18 protein-coding genes are annotated in these 18,267 nt (G+C 64.0%); 10 read left to right on the forward strand and 8 right to left on the reverse strand.

Going from position 1 to position 18,267, the window contains the following annotated elements:
• Positions 1-95: 95 nt before the first annotated feature.
• Positions 96-923, reverse strand: a complete 828-nt coding sequence (locus ACVWZM_RS35395; protein ID WP_076828440.1) for an isocitrate lyase/PEP mutase family protein — start codon at positions 921-923, stop codon at positions 96-98.
• 112 nt (positions 924-1,035) lie between these two features.
• On the opposite strand from ACVWZM_RS35395, the gene ACVWZM_RS35400 reads away from it, so the two are divergent.
• The gene (locus ACVWZM_RS35400; protein ID WP_076828442.1) at positions 1,036-1,980 is read left to right on the forward strand and encodes a LysR family transcriptional regulator; all 945 of its coding nucleotides are present in this window, start codon (positions 1,036-1,038) and stop codon (positions 1,978-1,980) included.
• Positions 1,981-2,009: 29 nt separating this feature from the next.
• Here the strand turns inward: ACVWZM_RS35400 and ACVWZM_RS35405 are convergent, their stop codons facing one another.
• Complete coding sequence (locus ACVWZM_RS35405) at positions 2,010-2,333, reverse strand: DUF1476 domain-containing protein (RefSeq protein ID WP_076828443.1); 324 nt, start codon at positions 2,331-2,333, stop codon at positions 2,010-2,012.
• A 349-nt stretch (positions 2,334-2,682) separates the two neighbouring features.
• Here ACVWZM_RS35405 and purC point away from each other — a divergent pair, with 349 nt between their 5' ends.
• The 7 genes from purC to ACVWZM_RS35440 all read left to right on the forward strand — a co-directional run bounded on the left by purC (position 2,683) and on the right by ACVWZM_RS35440 (position 8,278).
• The gene (purC, locus tag ACVWZM_RS35410; RefSeq protein ID WP_016843454.1) at positions 2,683-3,450 is read left to right on the forward strand and encodes a phosphoribosylaminoimidazolesuccinocarboxamide synthase; all 768 of its coding nucleotides are present in this window, start codon (positions 2,683-2,685) and stop codon (positions 3,448-3,450) included.
• A gap of 15 nt (positions 3,451-3,465) precedes the next feature.
• A complete protein-coding gene (gene purS, locus ACVWZM_RS35415) occupies positions 3,466-3,708 on the forward strand; it encodes a phosphoribosylformylglycinamidine synthase subunit PurS (RefSeq protein ID WP_057018386.1) in 243 nt (80 codons plus the stop codon).
• A gap of 11 nt (positions 3,709-3,719) precedes the next feature.
• A complete protein-coding gene (locus ACVWZM_RS35420) occupies positions 3,720-3,974 on the forward strand; it encodes a hypothetical protein (protein WP_057018387.1) in 255 nt (84 codons plus the stop codon).
• Positions 3,971-4,672 carry a phosphoribosylformylglycinamidine synthase subunit PurQ gene (gene purQ / locus ACVWZM_RS35425; protein ID WP_456855754.1) on the forward strand — a complete coding sequence of 234 codons (702 nt, stop codon included), beginning with the start codon at positions 3,971-3,973 and terminating at the stop codon, positions 4,670-4,672. Before ACVWZM_RS35420 ends, purQ begins: the two co-directional genes overlap by 4 nt.
• Positions 4,673-4,735: 63 nt before the next feature.
• A complete protein-coding gene (locus ACVWZM_RS35430) occupies positions 4,736-5,698 on the forward strand; it encodes a tripartite tricarboxylate transporter substrate-binding protein (protein WP_253641021.1) in 963 nt (320 codons plus the stop codon).
• Between the two features lie 130 nt (positions 5,699-5,828).
• Entirely contained in the window at positions 5,829-7,433 is a 1,605-nt protein-coding gene (locus tag ACVWZM_RS35435; protein ID WP_076828447.1) for an ABC transporter substrate-binding protein, read from the forward strand.
• A gap of 248 nt (positions 7,434-7,681) precedes the next feature.
• The gene (locus ACVWZM_RS35440) at positions 7,682-8,278 is read left to right on the forward strand and encodes an invasion associated locus B family protein (protein ID WP_456834977.1); all 597 of its coding nucleotides are present in this window, start codon (positions 7,682-7,684) and stop codon (positions 8,276-8,278) included.
• A gap of 42 nt (positions 8,279-8,320) precedes the next feature.
• Here ACVWZM_RS35440 and ACVWZM_RS35445 read toward each other — a convergent pair whose 3' ends face one another.
• A complete protein-coding gene (locus tag ACVWZM_RS35445) occupies positions 8,321-9,298 on the reverse strand; it encodes a DMT family transporter (RefSeq protein WP_076828557.1) in 978 nt (325 codons plus the stop codon).
• Positions 9,299-9,627: 329 nt separating this feature from the next.
• On the opposite strand from ACVWZM_RS35445, the gene pstS reads away from it, so the two are divergent.
• Complete coding sequence (gene pstS, locus ACVWZM_RS35450) at positions 9,628-10,593, forward strand: phosphate ABC transporter substrate-binding protein PstS (RefSeq protein WP_456855755.1); 966 nt, start codon at positions 9,628-9,630, stop codon at positions 10,591-10,593.
• 14 nt (positions 10,594-10,607) lie between these two features.
• Here the strand turns inward: pstS and ACVWZM_RS35455 are convergent, their stop codons facing one another.
• The 3 genes from ACVWZM_RS35455 to ACVWZM_RS35465 all read right to left on the reverse strand — a co-directional run bounded on the left by ACVWZM_RS35455 (position 10,608) and on the right by ACVWZM_RS35465 (position 14,831).
• Positions 10,608-11,618 carry a methyltransferase gene (locus ACVWZM_RS35455; protein ID WP_057018393.1) on the reverse strand — a complete coding sequence of 337 codons (1,011 nt, stop codon included), beginning with the start codon at positions 11,616-11,618 and terminating at the stop codon, positions 10,608-10,610.
• Between the two features lie 248 nt (positions 11,619-11,866).
• A complete protein-coding gene (locus ACVWZM_RS35460) occupies positions 11,867-14,101 on the reverse strand; it encodes an alkaline phosphatase family protein (protein ID WP_456855756.1) in 2,235 nt (744 codons plus the stop codon).
• A gap of 250 nt (positions 14,102-14,351) precedes the next feature.
• Positions 14,352-14,831: a PaaI family thioesterase gene (locus ACVWZM_RS35465; protein WP_141340012.1), complete on the reverse strand. Its 480-nt coding sequence runs from the start codon at positions 14,829-14,831 to the stop codon at positions 14,352-14,354.
• Between the two features lie 173 nt (positions 14,832-15,004).
• Between ACVWZM_RS35465 and purL the strand changes: the two genes are divergently transcribed.
• Entirely contained in the window at positions 15,005-17,236 is a 2,232-nt protein-coding gene (gene purL, locus ACVWZM_RS35470) for a phosphoribosylformylglycinamidine synthase subunit PurL (RefSeq protein WP_456855757.1), read from the forward strand.
• A gap of 97 nt (positions 17,237-17,333) precedes the next feature.
• Here purL and ACVWZM_RS35475 read toward each other — a convergent pair whose 3' ends face one another.
• Positions 17,334-17,594 carry a GlsB/YeaQ/YmgE family stress response membrane protein gene (locus ACVWZM_RS35475; RefSeq protein WP_016843463.1) on the reverse strand — a complete coding sequence of 87 codons (261 nt, stop codon included), beginning with the start codon at positions 17,592-17,594 and terminating at the stop codon, positions 17,334-17,336.
• 107 nt (positions 17,595-17,701) lie between these two features.
• Entirely contained in the window at positions 17,702-18,178 is a 477-nt protein-coding gene (soxR, locus tag ACVWZM_RS35480; protein WP_057018397.1) for a redox-sensitive transcriptional activator SoxR, read from the reverse strand.
• Between the last annotated feature and the right edge of the window lie 89 nt (positions 18,179-18,267).

The following is an 18,267-nucleotide window of genomic DNA, read 5'->3' on the forward strand; positions in this document are numbered from 1 at the left end:
GACGTGAGTGGCGACTTGTCGGAAGACGGATTTCGAGGAGATGAGAGAAGCGCGAATAGCGAATGGATGCTTTCCGATTAGCTATTCGCTGCGCCCTATTCGCCTTTCGCTGCGGCGAATGCCGCGCGGACCTCCTTCACCGGCGCCATGTCGCGGACGAAGCCGAATGCGCCGTTGTCCTTCATCTCGCGGGCACAGCGCAGGAACGCAGCCAGCGCGTGGCGCTGCATCGCGCCGCCGACGCTGATGCGCTTGACGCCGGCGGCGGCGAGTTGCTCGACGGTCAGGGTCGGATCGGCAAAGCCCATCACGAGGTTGAACGGCTTGTTGATCGATGACACCACGGTCTTGATGGTGGCGAGATCGTAGAGGCCCGGCGAATACAGCACGTCGGCGCCGGCGGCCTCGAACGCCTGTAGCCGCTTGATGGTGTCGTCGAGGTCCTTGCGGCCGTGCAGGAAGTTTTCCGCCCGCGCCGTCAGCGTGAACGGGAACGGCAGCGCCCGTGCGGCCTCGACCGCGGCCTGGACCCGCTCGACCGCCAGCGAGAAGTCATAGATCGGGCGCTGCGGGTCGCCGGTCGAGTCCTCGATCGAGCCGCCGACCGCGCCGGCCTCGGCGGCGAAGCGGATCGCCTCGGCCGCGAGCTTCGGCATGTCGGCGCCGCATTTTTCCAGATCGGCATTGACGGGCAGGTCGGTGGCCTCGGCGATCACCCGGCAATTCTCGATGATCTCATCGAGGCTGACCGTCGAACGGCCGAGCGTATTGGCGAGCCCGAGGCTGGTGGTTGCGAGCGCCTCGAAGCCCATGGATGCGAGCAGCTTCGCCGTTCCGGCGTCCCACGGATTTGGAATGATGAAGGTGCCGGGCCGCTGATGCAGCTCGCGAAACCGTGCTGCCTTGTCCGCCTGGGTGCGCATGTGAACTCCTGCTGTTGTCAAAAGCGACTGAAAGCAGCGATAGGGCGGTATCGCCCATCAGACAAATTTGTTATTTCTCTCGATATCATCAGCTTTTTGCATGGGGAGGGCGATGGACAGCGACGCGCTCAACACGTTCCTGGTGGTGCATCGGCGCGGCGGGATCTCGCATGCCGCCAAGGCGCTGCACCGCTCGCAGCCGGCGATTTCGCGGCGCATAGGGCTGCTCGAGCAGGAGCTCGGGGTGCCCCTGTTCGAGCGGATCGCGGGCAAGACGCGGCTGAGCGATGCCGGGCGGGTGATGGTGCCCTATGCCGAACGGGCGGTGGCGGCGGCGCAGGATGCCGAGAACGCGGTGCGCGCGCTGCTGCGCGGCAATTCCGGCCCGGTGGCGCTGGCGGTGACCGGTACCCTCGCCGGCGAGCGGCTCTCGAACGTATTGAAGCGCTTTGCCCGCCGGCACCCGGACGTTGCGCTGACGCTGCGCACCGCGACCAGCGCCGAGGTCAGCGACCTGATCCGGCGCGGCGAGGCGACGATCGGGTTGCGTTACGACCGCGACCGCTCGCGCGACCTCGATTGCGAGGTGCTGTTTGCCGAGCCGCTCGGGGTGGTCTGCGCGCCGGACCATCCGCTGGCGGGACGCCGGGTCGGCAAGCTTGCCGATCTCAGGGATGAGCGCTGGATCGCCTTCCCGGAGGTGCCGGGACGCCGCGAAATCACCGCCTCGCACGTCTTCGCCCTGTTCCTGACGCACGGGCTCGGCGAGGTCGCCTGGACGCCGGTCGACAGCCTGACGGCGCAGAAGCGCCTGGTCGAGGCCGGGCTCGGGATCGCGCTGCTGTCACAAAGCAATGCGGCGGAGGAATTGGGTAGCTCGAGGATCGCGACGATCCGCGTCGGCGATCTCGCCGCAAGCCACGAGGTCGTCGCCGTGACACGGCACGGCGGCTTCCTCAGCGCCGCCTCACGCCGTCTGCTCGACATCCTCCGTGCCGACTTCACCAAGACGAGGGGCACAAACACGTCGCGCCGGAACGGTGTCCGGCGCGCGTAAAGGTCGACTTGGTAGGATGTCCGGGGAACTCAGCTTCCCGCCTTGACCTGCGCCGCGGCCATCGCCAGCAGCTCGTCCATCTTGGCGCGGATATCGCGCTCGGTGGCGGGTTGCCCCTTGGCCGTGAGGTCCTTCAGAACCTTGTGCAGCACGTCATTGTCGCCGGCTTCCTCGAAGTCGGCGGCGACCACTTCCTTGGCATAGGCGCTGGCGGCATCGCCCGTGATGCCGAGCTTCTCGGCCGCCCACAGGCCGAGCAGCTTGTTCCGGCGGGCTTCAGCCTTGAACTTCTGCTCCTCGTCGAGGGCGAACTTCTTCTCGAAACCTTCCTCGCGCTTGTTGAATTCGCTCATGGCTGAAGTTCCAATTCCCTTGCTGAATGAGGGCCGCCGCGCGTTGCGGCAACCCCGATGCCTGCCTAGATAGGTGGGAGGAATCGGCAAGACAACGAGCCGTTAAGCCGCAGGCAAAACTGGCGGAATCGGCCCTTTATGATAGGGCGGTATAAGTGCCCTCAAGGGGGCACTATCGATTGTGCTGGATGGGCCAATCGGATAGGTTGCCAACAGGCATGGTTCTTGTTCTGTTTCCAGTTGGATTGCCCAGGTTCCAGGCCTCCGCGGCAGCTCCGTCGTGGGTCGTAACCCCAAGTCATCCGGAGCACCCAAATCCATGGATTTCAACAAAACACGGTACATCCCAATGAGCCGTCGACGCCGTATTTATGAAGGCAAGGCCAAGGTGCTTTACGAAGGCCCCGAGCCGGGAACCCTGATCCAGCACTTCAAGGACGACGCGACCGCGTTCAACGCCAAGAAACACCAGGTGATCGAGGGCAAGGGCGTCCTCAACAACCGGATTTCGGAGTACCTGTTTCAGCACCTCAACGACATCGGGGTGCCGACCCACTTCATCCGCCGCCTCAACATGCGCGAGCAGCTGATTCGCGAGGTCGAGATCGTGCCGCTCGAGGTGGTGGTGCGGAACGTCGCCGCCGGCTCGCTGTCGCAGCGGCTCGGGATCGAGGAGGGCACCCAGCTGCCGCGCTCGATCATCGAGTTCTATTACAAGAACGACCAGCTCAACGACCCCATGGTGTCGGAAGAGCACATCACCGCCTTCGGCTGGGCGACGCCGCAGGAGATCGACGACATCATGGCGCTGGCCATCCGCGTCAACGACTTCCTGACCGGCCTCTTCCTCGGCATCGGTATCCGCCTCGTCGACTTCAAGATGGAGTGCGGACGGCTGTTCGAGAACGAGATGATGCGGATCATCGTCGCCGACGAGATCTCGCCGGACTCCTGCCGGCTGTGGGACATCAAGTCGAACGAGAAGCTCGACAAGGACCGTTTCCGCAGGGATCTGGGTGGCCTGCTCGAGGCCTACACCGAGGTCGCCAAGCGGCTCGGCATTCTGATTGAAAACGAGCGGCCGGCCGGTAGCGGCCCGGTGCTGGTGAAGAGCTAAGCTGAAGGGACGACTGTGAAGGCACGTGTGACTGTGACATTGAAGTCGGGCATCCTCGATCCGCAGGGCAAGGCGATCGAGGGTGCGCTGAAATCGCTCGGCGTCGACGGCGTCGCCAGCGTTCGCCAGGGCAAGGTGTTCGACATCGAGCTCGCCGCGACCGACAAGGCCAAGGCGGAAGCGGCGCTGAAGGCCGCCGCCGACAAGTTGTTGGCGAATACCGTGATCGAGAATTATGCCATCGAACTGAAGGCGTAAGGGGCGAGCAAATGGCCGACGTGACGATGGAGCTGATGTTCGAAGTGATGAAATCGGTCCAGGCGCGTTTGGCTCAGGTCGACGGCAAGATCGATGAGTTGAAGCAGGAAATGCAGGCATCGCGAACGTCTCAGAATGGTATCCGCCAGGAAATTACCGGCGTGTTCCAGGAGATTTCCGGTATTCACGCGACGCTGGTTCGCCACGAAGGGCGTCTTGACCGCATAGAGACACGTCTCGAATTGAACGAAGTACCAACTCCATGAAATCAGCCGTCCTCGTCTTCCCCGGCATCAACCGCGAGCGCGACATGGCGCGCGCGCTCAAGCTCGCATCCGGCAATGAGACCGCGATGGTCTGGCACGCCGAGACCGCGCTGCCCAAAGGCACGGACCTCGTGGTGGTGCCCGGCGGCTTCTCCTATGGCGATTACCTGCGCTGCGGCGCGATCGCGGCGCGCGCGCCGGTGATGGACGCGGTGCGCGACTTCGCCGCCAAGGGCGGGCTCGTGCTCGGCGTCTGCAACGGCTTCCAGATCCTCTGCGAGTCGGGGCTGCTACCGGGCGTGCTGATGCGCAATGCCGGGCTGAAGTTCATCTGCCGCGACGTGCATATGCGCGTCGAGCGTTCCGACACGCCCTTCACCCGCGGCTACAATGCCGGCCAGGTGATCCGCGTGCCGGTGGCTCACGGCGAAGGCAATTACGAGGCGGACGAAGAGACGCTGAAGCGGCTCGAAGGCGACGGGCGGGTGCTGTACCGCTACTGCTCGCCGGAGGGCGTGGTCGACGAGGCCTCCAATATGAACGGCGCCGCGCATTCGATCGCCGGCATCGTCAATGAGCGCGGCAACGTGCTCGGCATGATGCCGCATCCGGAAAACCACGTCGAAGAGATCATGGGCTGCACCGACGGCCGCGGCCTGTTCGCAGGCCTGGTCCAGCAGTTCGAAAAGGCGGCGTAATCACCATAGCGTTTTCGAGCGAAGTGGGGACCGGTTCGCGTGAAGAAAACGCGTCAGAATAAAATGCTGCGGCGGTGGTGCGTTGCCGCGGCTGCGGCGCTTCTGCTTGCGACGTCGGCCTACGCCCAGGACTTCCCGAAGCGTCCGATCACGATGATCGTGCCGTTCACGGCCGGCGGCACCTCCGACGTCATCGCCCGCGCGGTCGCCGACCAGATGGGCACGGCGCTCGGCCAGAGCATCATCATCGAGAATGTCGGCGGCGCCGGCGGCTCGACCGCGCTCGCCCGCGCCGCGCGCGCCGAGCCGGACGGCTACACCATCGCGATCGGCAATGCCGGCACCAACGCCGCGACCTACACGATCTATCCGAAGCTGCCGTTTACGCCTGACTCCTTCGCGCCGATCGCCGTGGTCGCCAAGACCTTCGGCATCGTCGCGCTGCGCAAGGATTTTCCGGCCAAGGACCTCAAGGAATTCATCGACTACGCCAGGAACAATCCGGGCAAGGTCAATCTCGGCCATGCCGGCGTGGGCTCCTCGAATTACCTGATCTGCAAGAGTTTTGTTCATGCCGCCGGCATCGACGTGCAGCTGGTCGGCTATCGCGGCGCGGCGCTTGCGCTGACGGACGCGATCGGCAGTCAGATCGACGGCGTCTGCGATGCCGCGGCCTCGGTGTCGCAGGCGGTCGACGACAAGCTGGTGAAAGCGGTCGTCGTCGGCTCGACGGTACGGCTTGCGTCGTTGCCGGAACTGCCGACCTCGGCCGAGGCCGGACTGCCCGAGTTCGAGGCGCAGGGCTGGAACGGCCTGTTCGCGCCGAAGGGCACACCGCCCGAGATCATCGCCAAGCTCAACGCCGCCGCGCGCACCGCGGTTGCGAGCGAGGCGGTGAAGAAGCGCTTCGCCGACCTGTCGACCGTCGCCCCCGACGCCAATGAGCTCGCGCCCGAGGCGCTGCAGCAGCTCGTGACCCGCGACGTCGCGAAATACCGCACGCTGCTGGCGGACGATAAGAAGTAGAGGGTCATCGTCGCTGCGTTGGCTCTGCCCTCGACGCGGTCGCCGAGGCGGCGAGCCTTGCGTCAGCCGCTCTCCAGACTGGCCTGAAATTTGCTGGTGATCTCCCGATCGATCAGGACGGGAGCGCATCATGCTCATTCGCAAGGCTCACTGCACGATTGCGTTCCTATGCGCGCTGCTGTGGTCGCATTGGGCGATGGCCGAGACCACGTTGCGCATCGCCATGACGGCGTCCGATATCCCGACGGCCACCGGGCTGCCGAATAACGGCTTCGAAGGCATGCGCTTTCTCGGTTATCCGATCTTTGAAGGTTTGGTGCTGTGGAATCTGAGCGGAACCGACCGCTTGGCGACTTTGCGTCCCGGACTCGCGGAGAAATGGGAACAGGACCCCGTCGACAACAAGACCTGGATTTTCCATCTGCGCCAGGGCGTCAAATTCCACGATGGTACCGATTTCAATGCCGATGCCGTGATCTGGAATCTCGATCGCTACTTCAACAGCGAGAGCCCGCAATTTGAGCCGCCGAGTTCGGCGATGTCGCGGGCGCGGGTCCCGGTGATGGGCAGTTACCGGAAGATCGATGACGCAACGGTGGCGATCTCGACGACGAAGCCGGCATCCTATTTTCCCTATATGGCGGTCTATCTTCTGTTCACCTCGCCCGCCTCATTCGAAAAGGCCGGCCGCGACTGGGCCAAGGTCGCGACGTTGCCGGCTGCCGGCACCGGGCCGTTCCGCATCACCAGGATTGTGCCGCGGCAAGAGGCAGATCTGGCGCGTTGGGACAAGTATTGGGACACGAGCAAGACAGCGAAGGTCGACAATGTCGTGTTGCTGCCGATCCCCGAGGCCAATTCGCGGCTGGCCGCCTTACGTGCCGGCCAGGTCGACTGGATCGAAGTGCCGCCGGCCGATGGCGTCGACTCGCTGAAATCCGCCGGCTTCACCATTACCACCGGCTCCTATCCGCATGTCTGGCCGTGGTTCTACAACATCGGCGCCGCCAACAGCCCGTTCAAGGACGTCAGGGTTCGCCAGGCCCTGAACTACTGCATCGATCGGGACGGGCTGGTGTCCCTGCTCAACGGGACCGCAGAGCCGTCGGTCGGCTGGCTCAAGGCCAGCGATCCCGATTTCGGCGCGCCGGTCAATCACTACAAGTTCGATCCGACCAAGGGCAAGGCGCTGCTTGCCGAGGCGGGTTACACGTCGGCGAAGCCATTGGCGTTCAAGGTGCTGATCTCGAATTCAGGCTCGGGGCAGATGCTGCCCCTGCCGATGAACGAATTCCTGCAGCAGAACCTGAAGGAAGCCTGCGGGGTCGATGTGGAATTCGACGTCATCGAGTGGCAGGTGCTCCTGACGGCGGCCCGGGCCACGCCCGACAGCTCAACTTTGCGCGGCGCCATGGCGCTCAATATCAGCTCGCCTTCGTCGGACGCCGGCGTGATGGCGCGCTATTTCCTGGCCGCCAATTTTTCACCGAACGGTTTCAATTTCGAGCAATGGAAGGACGACGAGTTCGAAGCCGCACTCAAGACGATTTCGGAAGCGACCGATCCGAAAGTGATCTCGGCGGCTTACCGCAAGGCGCATGAGCGCCTCGTCGACGATCCGCCCTGGCTCTATATTGTCCACGATCTGAACCCTCGCGCGATGAGTCCGAAGGTGAAGGGTTTTGTGTCGCCCCAATCGTGGTTCGTCGACCTCACGCTGGTCAGCGTGCAATAAGCCGGGGTCCAGCATCGTCGCCCGCATGGCTGCGCCCGAGTGCGAGCGAAGCGGTGAAGAAGCGGTTCGTCGACCTGTCGACGGTCGTACCCGACGCCAATGAACTCGCGCGCCGAGGTGCTGCAGCAACTCGTGACCCGCGACGTTGCGAAGGACGACAAGAAGTAGCATTTCTGCGGCGTGCAACGCCCTGATGCGGACACAGTCCGCGACGAGCCTGAGTTCAGGTCTGATCGGGGAAAGCGGCCATGCGCCGTGTGATCTTGCGTTGCTGCGCCGGCATGGCGCTTGCTTGGCTGGTTGCCGGCCCAGTAGCCGGCGAACAGGCTACGTTGACTTATCCCCCCTGGACGAAGTTCTGCATAGCCGACACCTGCATTGTCGGGCGAGAGGGGCGATCGAAGATAGAGAACATAGACTGCGGGGCAGTCGTGGCAGCCGCGCTGATCGCGCGCACCGGAGATTCCAGGAAGACGTTGCGCGTTTTCTTGCCGACCCGGGTGATAGTCGAACGTGGTGTTCGGATCATTATCGATCAGGAACAAGCGATTGAGCGGCCCTACGCGGGCTGCTTTGCCTACGGTTGCACGGCTGACTACGACGCCGGACCGGAAATGGTCGATCAGCTCAAGCAAGCGCATGCGCTCACTCTGGAAGCCTTCGATAAGGCCAATTCGCCGATCAGCCTGACCGTGCCGCTCGCCGGATTCGATGATGCCTACGATGGACCCGCACAAGAGACGAAGGTCATCGAGGAGGTGCTTTCGGCGGAGGAAAAGCAGGCGAGATCGGAGCGTGCGAAGCGCGCCGAAGAGGAGCGCAAAGCGCGCTGTGAAGCGAGATAGGCGACCGCAAATAGCGGGTCTGTCAGATTCGATGAGCAGCAGCTAAAGCCTGCGCAGCCACCGTTTGACTGCTTCGCCCGGCACCGTCATCGCGGCGACGCCGGCCATGACCAGCACGAGGCCGAGCGCGAGATTCGACGGCACGGATTCCCCGAGCAGGATCACCGACAGCGCGACGCCGATCGGAATGCGAAGATAACCTTGCGCATTCGTCGTCAGCGTGCCGAGCCGCGTCAGGCACATGTAGAACAGCATCAGGCCGAACGCGCTGGAGAAGATGCCCATCACGACGGTGGCGACCAGCGCCTGCGGCGTCGGGTGCAGGGTCCAGGGATGGTCGACGATCAGGGCGACCGGCAGCAGCACGGTGCCGCCGAACAACAGCGAGCCGGCCGCCACGACCATCGGATCATAGTCCGACAGCCGAAGCCCGAAGATCGTGGCGCAGGCGAACGAGACGGTGGCGAGCAGGATCGCGATCTCGGCGAAGATCTCCTTGCCGAAGCCTGAGAGTGCGTCGAGGCCGATGATCGCGACCGTGCCGGCGAGGCCGAGGATCGCGCCGACCAGCTTGAGCAGCGAGGCCGGCTCGTGTCGCGTGATCGCCCAGGTGATGAGGAAGGCGAAGATCGGCGTCGTCGAGGCCAGCACCACGGTGTTGGATGCCGGCACGTAAAGCTGCGCCCAGGTGATCACCAAAAACGGGATCGTGGAGTTGATGGTCTGCTGGAAGGCGAACAGCTTCCAGGCCTTGAGGTCGGTCGGGATGCGGATGCCGCGGATGCGCAGCACGATGAGCAGGAAGGCGGCGGCCACCAGCGAGCGCGCGGAAATGAAGGTGACCGGCGGGATCGAGCCGAGCCCGATCTTGGTCAATGGATAGGTGGAGCTCCAGCAGCAGGCCAGCGCCAGCAGCAGCGCATAGTCGCGCCAGCCGCGCGCGCCCGGCGCTGACGTGGACGAGGTGGGCACTTTCTCGGGAGCCGTCACGCCGCCCGTTTTCGCTGTGCTCTTCGGCACCTTGATTTGGCTCCCTTCGCGCATTGGCGCGCGAAGCAGCAATCTAGCGCGGCGGCGCGATGCAAGGCTAGGGTATTGAATTTACGCCGATATCCCGCTTGGAGGAATTGGCGGGCTGCGTCTGTGGGACTGAGGCTGGCGTCGTCCGGGTGCCAATCCGACGCCTCCGGCGTATGCTACCGTTTTGTGACTTGGCCCACACGGGCGTCTGGCTCGTCCTGCAAGCCTCAGCACCATGACGAAGCATTTCAGATTACCGATCATTTTCACTGCGCGTCGTCGCAACGCAATGCTTTGCTGCGGAGACCAAGGGCGCGGGCTCAACCTTCGTGTCGCCTGTGGTGGCGAAATGGATCGATGCCTACAAGGCCAAGACCGGCAACACGGTCAGCTATCAATCGGTGGGCTCGAGCATCGGCGTCGGCCTGATCAAGAAGGCCGCCGTCGATTTCGGGACGAGCGATATGCCGCTCGATCCGAAAGAGCTGGACAGGCTCGGCATGGTGCAATTCCCGATCGTGATCGGAGGCGTCGTGCCGGTGGTCAACATCGCGGGCGTCAAGCCCGGCCAGATCCAGTTCACCGGACAGCTGCTCGCCGACATCTATCTCGGCAAGGTCAAATCGTGGAACGATCCGGCCATCCAGGCGGTCAATCCCGATCTGAAGCTGCCGCGCACGGCGATCACCGTCGTGCATCGCCTCGATGGGTCGGGGACGACGTTCAATTGGTCGAACTATCTTGCGAAGGTCAGTGCGCAGTGGAAGGCAAGCGTCGGAGAGGGCTCGTCGGTCGAGTGGCCGGTAGGGCTCGGCGGCAAGGGTAATGATGGCGTCGCCTCGCTCGTCAGTTTGATTCCCGGGGCGATCGGCTATCTCGAATATGCCTACGCGCTGCAACGGCTTGACCGGATTTCCTTCGGTCTGGTGCAGAACAGTGCCGGCAATTTCGTCACTCCGGACGCCGCATCGTTCCAGGCTGCGGCGTCGAGTGCGGACTGGACGACGACGCAGGATTTTTACCAGGTCCTCACCAACGCTCCCGGCGAGGACGCATACCCGATCACGGCCACGACCTTCGTCCTGATGCACAAGCAGCCGAAATCGCCCGACGGGTCGGCAACCGCGATCGACTTCCTGCGCTGGTCGTTGCAGAGCGGCAAGCCGCAGGCTCAATTGCTCAACTACGTTCCCCTGCCGGCCACGCTGGTCGAACAGATCGAGCAGTATTGGCAACACAATTTCGAGGCGCTTACGGCGTCGGCAGCGGCGTCCGGAAAGCGGACTGATCGGTAGACCACGCGGATACGCTACTTAAATCCGATCACCATCGAATCCGGGCCAACGAGCGGTTCGACCCGCGTTCGGGAAAATCCGACGTCGCGCATCCAAGCCTGACAGTCTTCGCCTGTGTAGTCAAACCCACCGGCGGTTTCGATCAGCATATTCAAGCTCATCAGAAGCCCGAAAGCGTTTTCGCGGCGATCGTCATCGATGATGGCGTCATAAACAATGATTGCGCCACCTTTCGGAAGCGCATCGAATGCCTTGCCGAGAAGCGCCCGTTTCTTGGCAAGGTCCCAATCATGAAGGATGTGACCCATGATGATGACGTCAACCTCCGGCAGCGGGTCCTCGAAGAAGTTTCCTCCCCGAAACCGCACCCGATCCTCCAGCCCGCGCTGAGCGATAAATTCCTCGAACACCGGCTTGACCGCGGGAAGGTCGAAGCCGATGCCGGTGAGGTGCGGATGGTCGTGTGCGAGCGTGGCAGGCACCATGCCCTGAGCCGAACCGAGATCCATGAAAGTCTTGTACTCGCTCCAAGGGAACTTGCCGGCAATAGCATGCGCCGCACCCGCGCTTATTGCGCTCATCGCGGTCAGAAATCCCCGCAACCGATCCGGATCGGCATACAATGCCGCAAATAAGTCTTCTCCTCCGCCCTTGCCCTCGTTCTGCAATTCGCCGCTGCGCAGGGCCTCCGTGAGCGATCCCCAAAAGCCATAGAGCCGGGCATTCGCCATCTCCAGAATGCCTCCGATGTAGGATGGCTTGGCGCGATCGAGATACAGGTCCGTGTCCGGGGTGTTGCTGTAGATGCCGTTCTCGCGCTCAAGCAATCTGAGCGCCACCAGCGAATCGAGGAAGTCGCGGGCCGATCGCTGATGCAACGCAAGCGTCCTTTGCAGCGTCGGCAGGTCAGCGGGGCCATCGGCCAACGTACTGAACACGCCCAGTTCGACGGCGCTCAAGAGCGTTTTGGACGCCCAAAAGCCCAGACCAATCTGCATAATATGTTCCGGTGTTGCCGCGCTCATGACTTGATCCCAATTGGTTGTCACTGCTGGTGCAGCCGGGTGAACATGTCGCCCCTGGTTCGGGCCTGGTGCGCCGGGAGGGTGGCAGGGGTTCACCACGGCGTCATTTCAAATAACGGCGAATAAATTTGATTTTGACACTTCCGTTCGGTGAACGCCAGTGGCGCAGGATTGGCGAGAACGAATCAGCGATGGACGCCGCTCCGGCGTCCATCGCGTGAGCTGTGCCTGAAATGCCGGACCATGCTCTAGCGCAGGACCTGGCCCAGCACCTCGCCGTCGACCTGCTGCGGTGCCAAACCGAGGATCCGCATGATGGTCGGCGCCACGTCGATATTGCGCATGTGCCGCACCACGGTGTCCTTGCGGATCTGCGGGCCCGCGGCGATGAACGTCGCGCTCATCACCGGAAGCTCGGGATCGTGACCGTGGGCGCCATGGAAGTTCGGCATCGACAGCATGGTGGTTGCCGCGTTGAACGGCGCGTCGCCCTGGCGCGCGACGCCAGGGTTCTGGATGCCGTCGAAATTGTAGCCGGGCGCCATCAGCGCGAACACGTCGCCATAGTCCTGGCCGATGGTCTTGCTGATGCATTGTCCGGTTCCGGCGTCGCATTGCAGCGGCCGGGTCTCGACGACGGTGAAGATGCGTTGGTCCTTCAGTGAGTAGTTGAAGCGGGCATTGGGGTCGACCGCGTTCTTCACCGCGTCAGTGATCTGCGCCACCAGGGTGCGGTAGGTCGCCAGATCAACGGTGCCGCCGAGCTCGCGGTTCTGCAGGTTGACGTAGATGTCGGCGGCGGGGCCGGAGGTGCGGATCCCGACCTTGCTGGTGTCGATCCCGGCGTTGCGCAGGATGTTGGTGAGATTGACCGAGGTGTGGAACGGCGCGAAGCCGTGGTCCGACACCACGATCACGTTGCTGTCGCGGCCCGCCGCATCGGCGATCTGCTTCACCGCCTTGTCGGCCGTCTGGTAGGCGAAACGGATGTAGGACGCGTAGCGCTTGACCTTGGCAGCATCCTGGTTGGCGCCGATCGAATTCGGATCGGTCGGGTTGGTGCCCTGGCGGGGATCGGTCAGCAGGAACTGGTGCTCGGAGCCGTCGGGCTGCTCGATATAGACCATGACGAGGTCGGCGTCCGGATGGGTCTTGATCGCGCGCTCGCCGATATTGGCCTGGTAGCGCACGAAGGTCTTCACCATGTCCTCGAACATCGTCTCGATCTCGACGTCGGAGAAGCTGGTGAAGCCGGGGCTCAGGCGCTCCGGAATGCGGAAGTCGGCCTGCGGACGCCAGAACCCGATGTTGTTGTTGATGTCGTCGACGTCGGCGAGCACAGGCGTGTTGCGCGGGATGTAGTTGGCGCCGTAGCGGGCGAAGCGCACCACCGAGAGATCGGGAGACAGCGCAGAGACGAAGTACGCGGCACCAACCTTCGCCCCGCTGCCTTCAAAGAAGAACGGTGCGTTCTCGCCACCGAACTTGACATAGGCCGGTCCGGTCGACGGCGCGTGGAACGGTCCTGCGGTGATGCCGCGGTTGGCGTCGAAGAACACCAGCGTGTCGTAGTTCACCTTCCGATCGTTGGTGGTGTCGATCGCGGCGACGCGGATCGAATATTTGACATCGAGCGTCGAGGCATTGGTGCAGGTCGCGGTTGCCGCGGCCGAGCAGGAGAACGTCTCGATCGGTGCCGAGGTCACCAGCATTGGGCTGAACGAGAAATGGCCGGCAGCCTGCAGCGCCGTCACGATGCTCGGGTCGGCCGTGAAGTCGCCTCGCGACAGCGAGAAGCCCTGGGCCCCGATGCCGCCGAACGCGCCGAACGGGACCGTGAAGTCGGTGATGCGGGTCGGCTGGGCCGGCTGCACCACGGTCTTGTTGATGGAGATGTCGGCGCCGTCGCCGCCGGGCCAGGTCGCCGTGACAACCTTCTTGCCCTTCTGGCGCAGCTGCACCCACAACGGCACCGCGGTCGGGTGCGGCGACGGCCCGAGCGGATTCTCGCTGTAGCCGCCGATCGGCGCCGCAAAGCCGCTGATGCTGCCGGAGATCGGCCCGACGATCGGCTCGAACGTGTTCGAGGGGATGTCGTTGTGGACCGCCGTCGAACCGGTCGCGATGGCAATATGAGACACCGCGGTGAGCGACGGTGACGCCGTCACGTTCTGCAACGTCACCGCGCCGCGCCGGCTCAGCCGGGCGAGGCCGCCGTCGCGCGGCAGTACGCCTTCCTCGATGAATTTCTGGATGAAATCGGGCTTGGCACCGTCAAGCGAGATCATCACCACGCGCGGCTTGCGGCCGTGATGACCGCCGTCATGATCCTGGTCTTGATCCTGATCATGACCGCGAGCATCGCCAACGCCGCGATCACCATTATCGCCGTCTTGACCGGCGCGCACCGGAGTTGCAGTCCACACCAGCGATGCGACAAGCGACATCGCCGTCGTAACGGAAACGAACGTCTTCAATTTCATGAGAATGCCCCAACTTCGCTGCGCGAACGCACAAACGGAAACGGTTCAGCAATCTTCGGGGGCTTGCCTGACGCGCATGTGACGCGCGCGCGACGACGCAACGACAGTGCGTCGATGCGTCACAACCGCAGTTCGTATTGCCTCACGCGAAGAACGCGCGTGAACACAACGCGCTAGAGCTGCGCTGTCGATTCAATCCGTGGCGATGTAACGGCTGGATGACGGCGAGCGTCCACAGACGTCACACGCTTTACGCCGTTGCCTGCGCCGGCGTCCTGCGCTTCACCCGCTTGATGGTGCCGGAGAAGGTGAACAGCGGCCGCTCCGCCGATGTCAGTATGCCCCGCACGAAGATCAGCGACATGCCGGCGCGGGTGACCTCGCCGGTGCACTCGATCAGGTCGCCCTCGCGGGCGGCGTCGAGGAATTCCGAGGCGAACGACACCGTGACGCCGGGGCCCTGCAGCACCGAGCCGGCGAGCGCGAACAGGCAGTAATCCGCGAAGGTCATGAAGCAGCCGCCGTGGACGTTGCCGGAGCCGTTGAGATGCTTCTTGCCGACCCGGAACGCGCAGGTGATGCGGCCGTTCTCGTCCATGCGGTGGTAGAACGGGCCGGTATGGGTCTCGAAATTGTCCCGGGTCCAGGTTCGCCAGCCGGTGAATTCGCCCTCGGTTTCGACGTGCAGGTCGGGGCGGCGGTTGAATGCAGTTTTGGCGAGCTCGTTCACGAAATATGGCCTTCAATTATCGGGTTCGGGTCCTTAAATCCGATCCATCCCCATTGTGCAAATCCCGGGAGCAGATCTCGGGCCGCGGCCAGCTGCCGCAAAGCTCTGGACAGGCCGGAAATGGGCCCTAAAAGGCCTTTTCGCCCCCGTTCTATCTACCTATTAAGGGTCCCATGAACGCGCCCAAGAACGACCCCAAGAACGAGCCCCAAATCACCCCCGAACTCGTCGCCGCCCACGGGCTGAAGCCGGACGAGTACGAGCGCATCCTGAAGCTGATCGGGCGGGTTCCGACCTTCACAGAACTCGGCATCTTCTCGGCGATGTGGAACGAGCATTGCTCGTACAAGTCGTCGCGCATCCATCTGCGCGGGCTGCCGACCAAGGCCCCCTGGGTGATCCAGGGCCCCGGCGAGAATGCCGGCGTGATCGACATCGGCGACGGGCAGGCCGTGGTCTTCAAGATGGAGAGCCACAATCACCCGAGCTACATCGAGCCCTACCAGGGCGCGACCACCGGCGTCGGTGGCATCCTGCGCGACGTCTTCACCATGGGCGCGCGGCCGATCGCCTGCCTGAACGCGCTGAGCTTCGGTGCGCCCGAGCATCCCAAGACCCGGCATCTGGTGTCCGGCGTGGTCGCGGGCGTCGGCGGCTACGGCAATTCCTTCGGCGTGCCGACGGTCGGCGGCCAGGTGCGTTTCCACACCCGCTATGACGGCAACATCTTGGTCAACGCCATGGCGGTCGGCCTCGCCGACGCCGACAAGATCTTCTACGCGGCGGCCTCCGGCGTGAACATGCCGATCGTCTATCTCGGCTCCAAGACCGGCCGCGACGGCATCCACGGCGCCTCGATGGCCTCAGCCGAATTCGACGACGCCTCCGAGGAGAAGCGCCCGACCGTGCAGGTCGGCGATCCCTTCGCCGAGAAGCTCTTGCTGGAAGCCTGCCTCGAGATCATGGAAAAGGGTTGCGTGATCGCGATCCAGGACATGGGCGCGGCGGGCCTGACCTGCTCGGCGGTCGAGATGGGCGCCAAGGGCGATCTCGGCGTCGAGCTCGACCTCAGCGCGGTGCCGACCCGCGAGACCGGGATGAGCGCCTACGAGATGATGCTCTCGGAAAGCCAGGAGCGCATGCTCATGGTGCTCAAGCCCGAGAAGGAAAAAGAGGCCGAGGCGATATTCCGCAAATGGGGGCTCGATTTCGCCATCGTCGGCTACACCACGCCGACCGAGCGTTTCGTCGTCAAGCATGGCGGCGACGTGATGGCCGATCTGCCGATCAAGGAGCTCGGTGACGAGGCGCCGGTCTACGACCGTCCGCACGTCGCCTCGAATGCGCTGCCGGTGATCCGCGGGCAGGACGTCAAGCCGCCGCTCGGTATCGCGGATGCGCTGGAAAAGCTGATCGGCACGCCCGAATTGTGCTCGAAGCGCTGGGTGTGGGAGCAGTACGACCACGTCATCCTCGGCAATACCATGCAGCGCCCCGGCGGCGATGCCGCGGTGGTTCGCGTCGAGGACGGACCGAAGGGCCTTGCGCTCACCGTCGACGTCACGCCGCGCTATTGCGAGGCCGATCCGTTCGAGGGCGGCAAGCAGGCGGTCGCGGAAGCCTGGCGCAACATCACTGCGGTCGGCGGCCGGCCGCTCGCGATCACCGACAATCTCAACTTCGGCAATCCGGAGCGGCCCGAGATCATGGGCCAGTTCGTCGGCTGCCTGAAGGGCATTTCGGAGGCCTGCCGCGCGCTGGACTTCCCGGTCGTGTCCGGCAACGTCTCGCTCTACAACGAGACCAACGGCCGCGGCATCCTGCCGACGCCCTCGATCGGCGGCGTCGGCCTGCTCGACGACTTCACCAAGTCCGCGACCCTGGCGTTCAAGGCGGCCGGCGAGGCGATCCTTCTGGTTGGCGACACGCAGGGCTGGCTCGGCCAGTCGGTCTATCTGCGCGACGTCTGCGGCCGCGAGGAGGGCGCTCCGCCGCCGGTCGATCTCGCTGCCGAGAAGCGCAATGGCGACGTGGTGCGCGGCATGATCCACGCCGGCACCGCGACCGCGGTGCACGACGTCTCCGACGGCGGTCTTTTGATCGCGCTCGCCGAAATGGCGATCGCAAGCGGCATCGGCGCGCAACTCCTGGCCGCGCCGTCCTCGATCGTGCCGCACGCCTATTGGTACGGCGAGGATCAGGCCCGCTACATCGTCACCGTGCCGGCCGCCGACGCAGGCCTCGTGCTGGCCAAGATGAAGGGCGCCGGCGTGCCCTGCGCGCGCATCGGCACCACCGGCGGCGACGCGATTGCGGTGGCTGGGGAGTCGCCGGTTGCGGTCGAAAGCCTGTCGCGCGCCTTCGAGCACTGGCTGCCGAACTACATGCACGGCACTGCCGCCTGATCCGGCTGGATCAGGCGCCGCGAGCAATGATTCAATGGCGCGATGAACCCATCATCGCGCCATTTCTATTCCGAACGTGATCCCTTCGGATCATGCCTTATGTCGCGCCGCGGACCGCGCGCCAGGCAAAGATGATGATGCAGGCGCCGATGAAGCCGGCGACGAGATAGCTGAGCCAGCCTCCGCCGAGCGATACGCCGAGCAGACCCAACAGCCAGTTCGCCAGCGCGGCGCCGACAATGCCGAGGATGATATTCATGAAGATGCCGGTTCCGGATTTCATGAACATCTCGGCGAGCCAGCCCGCCAGTCCGCCGACGATGATGGCGGCGATCCATCCAACTTGAGGGTCGTTCATCTCAGGACTCCCTAGGGTCAAGAAGTCCGGCCAGCATACCTGAGAATCACCTGGCGGGATGTGACCAAAGGCAGGTTGTGCGCAACTTGTCGGCCGCGAAAATGCCGTCAGCCCCGCCGCTTGCGCCGCGCCCGGCGTTCGGCCGCGGTGATCAGGATGCGCGGGCCCGGCCCCTGGGCGCCGAGCTTGTCGTCGCAGTTGCGCAGCGGGCAATCGGTCACCGACAGGCAGCCGCAACCGATGCAGTTGAACAGCTTGTCGCGGAGATCGGTGAGATCGTTGATGCGCTGCTCGAGCGTCTCGGTCCAGGCCCGCATCGCGCGCTCCCATTCGCGCACGGTCGGCGCGCGATCGAGCGGTATCGCGGCGAAGGTCTGCCTGATCTCCTCGAGCGGGATCCCGGCGCGCTGCGCGATCCTGATCACGGCGATCCGCCGCAGCACCCCGCGCATGTAGCGCCGCTGGTTGCCGCCGGTGCGCCGGCTCGCGATCAGTCCCTTGCTCTCGTAGAAGTGAAGGGTGGAGACAGCAAGTCCGCTGCGCCGCGCCACCTCGCCGACAGAAAGCTCCTGCGCAAGCGTCATTGCAAATCCTGGATTAGAAGTCCTGCAAGCTGCCAGCCTTGACCTCAACCGTACTTGAGGTTCTATATCAGTTGCGGGCTTGCAGGCGC

It is taken from the genome of Bradyrhizobium sp. USDA 4501, assembly GCF_054062115.1.